At 62.7% G+C, this 1,973-nt stretch carries 3 protein-coding genes, 1 tRNA gene and 1 pseudogene; 3 read left to right on the forward strand and 2 right to left on the reverse strand.

All coding sequences use genetic code 11. From position 1 onward, the window contains the following. Nucleotides 1–22: 22 nt before the first annotated feature. Nucleotides 23–99 (forward strand) — tRNA-Met (locus VBE63_RS28235). A 246-nt stretch (nt 100–345) separates the two neighbouring features. Here VBE63_RS28235 and VBE63_RS31665 read toward each other — a convergent pair. Next, nucleotides 346–1,026, reverse strand: a complete 681-nt coding sequence (locus tag VBE63_RS31665; RefSeq protein WP_416274709.1) for a recombinase zinc beta ribbon domain-containing protein — start codon at nt 1,024–1,026, stop codon at nt 346–348. 29 nt (nt 1,027–1,055) lie between these two features. Continuing rightward, nucleotides 1,056–1,166: pseudogene (locus tag VBE63_RS31670) on the reverse strand (recombinase family protein); the annotation flags it as partial. A gap of 243 nt (nt 1,167–1,409) precedes the next feature. On the opposite strand from VBE63_RS31670, the gene tnpA reads away from it, so the two are divergent. Together tnpA and tnpB are read left to right on the forward strand one after the other, a co-directional pair. Continuing rightward, the gene (tnpA, locus tag VBE63_RS28240) at nt 1,410–1,670 is read left to right on the forward strand and encodes an IS66 family insertion sequence element accessory protein TnpA (RefSeq protein ID WP_323686308.1); all 261 of its coding nucleotides are present in this window, start codon (nt 1,410–1,412) and stop codon (nt 1,668–1,670) included. A gap of 100 nt (nt 1,671–1,770) precedes the next feature. Next, nucleotides 1,771–1,973: IS66 family insertion sequence element accessory protein TnpB (gene tnpB, locus VBE63_RS28245; protein ID WP_323686309.1), on the forward strand; the 203-nt coding region annotated here is incomplete at its 3' end.

The raw sequence follows: 1,973 nt of genomic DNA on the forward strand, positions 1-1,973 counted from the left end.
CGCCTATAGTAGGCGGCTCAGTTGCGGGGTGGAGCAGTCAGGCAGCTCGTCGGGCTCATAACCCGAAGGTCGCAGGTTCAAATCCTGCCCCCGCTACCATCGCTAGCGTAGTGCAAGGCTCCCATGCCTTGCACTTCAGCGACCATTCCTTGGTCCGCGCGCCTGATGCGGACCTCCCCAGCAAATCCCGCAGAATCTCTCGCGCCATCCAAGTCTTCGGCGAGCGTGGAGTCAAGGTCGTCTAGCTGCGATCTCAGCGCGGCTTCCATGTCGGTCGGTAAGGGGATGACAAGACCCTTCGAGTTGGCGCGCTTCAACTGCTCAGTGACCCTGGTGCGTTCGGCCTCAGCATCCTCGAGCGGCGTTGTAGCGCCGCACTATAGGTTTCCACTGCGATGGCCGAGACCATATTCCCGATCCGCTGTTCGATCTCGCGCGCATGGCGCTCCAAGGCGTTGATGTCGGGGCCGAGTCTTTGACCGCCGCCTGCAACTCGGCAAGGAGCGCGGAGCGATAAGCGTCAATTGCATCGGGGGTGTAGATATCCTCGCGTACAGCGCTGAGAATGCGCTGCTCGAGCCTTTTCCTGACAACCGTCGTGCGTTGGTCGCAGACCGCGTCGCCCCGATAGCGGGCTGCTGAACAGCCATAACGGCCTGAGTGTCCGCCAACCGACACAACAGGCGCGCCGCAATGGGCGCAGGTCATGAGCCCCGACAGCAGATAGCGCGGTCTGGGGCCAACTGATCCGTTATTCCTCATCGCCTCGCGGGCGCGCTTGCTGGATTCAGCGATCAGAGCGTGCCGACGTTCAACGCGCTGTTCCAGGTCTGCGTCTATGATCTGCAGCTCAGGATGCTCGCTGATCTGCCACTCAGACTCCGCCCGCTCGCGGCGGGTTTGCCGGCCGGTGTCGGGGTCTTTGACCCATTTGCTGCGGTTCCATATTTGCCGTCCAAGATAGATCTGTTTGCGTAAAATGCCGGTGCCTGGCCGGGTGGCCGTAGAGTGCTGAAGACACCCAATCTGGGACGACCTTTTCGGTTACTGGTCCTGGGCGATGGGACCGAACGGGCATTGAGGTCGGCGGTGATCGATCTTGGTGACTCCCCGTTCGCAAAACGAGTCCAAATCTCGCGGACGATCTCGGCTTGTTCGGGGTCGATCTCGAGCTTAGATCCGGTATCGGCGCGGACGGATCGGTAGCCTTAGGCCTTAGGGTAAGCCGCCCGCTCTAAACCCGCGCGCAACTTGCCCCTCTTGGCCACGATGGGTTCGTGCTGCGAGGTCTTCGAAATAGAGCGCGGAGAGCAGGGCGCGGACGCTGCGTTGAGGCGAATTACCTTCTATACGAGCAGGGCTGTTGCTCGCACCCTAGCGCCTGGTCAGAAGCAATACGAGGACCGGGCATGGCCGAGAAGCGACGCACGCCCGCCCAATGGCGCGAGCTGGTGCAAGGCTGGCCGCGCAGCGGCGAGACACAAGCCGACTACTGCCGACGCCACGGCATCGCCGTGAGCACCTTCCACCGTTGGCGCGAACGCCTGCGCCAAGCGACGCAGCCCCCTCAGCCAGCGCTGAGCACCGACGCGCTGCAGCCGGCGACACTCCTCCCGTGCGGTTCGCCGATCGCCCCACGCCGCCCAGCCAGGAGGGGGTCGCCGCGCTGACGGTGGTGTTCACCAACGGACTGCGCCTAGAGATCGCCGCTGGCTGCGACCCGCGCACACTCAGCCAGGTCATCGACCTGTTGCAGACACCGGGTGCGGCATGATCAGCCTCGATGCGCACACCAAGGTCTACTTGGCCGCGGGAGCCACCGACATGCGCAAGCAGATCGACGGCCTCGCCGCACTGGTCATCGATGTACTTCAAGCCGATCCCTTCTCATGCCATGTCTTTGTCTTCTGCAACCGAGGGCGCGACAAGCTCAAGATTCTGTTCTATCACACCAACGGCTTTTGGCTCTGGTA

The organism is Lamprobacter sp., assembly GCF_034860625.1.
In the GTDB taxonomy this organism is placed as follows: Bacteria; Pseudomonadota; Gammaproteobacteria; order Chromatiales; family Chromatiaceae; genus Lamprobacter.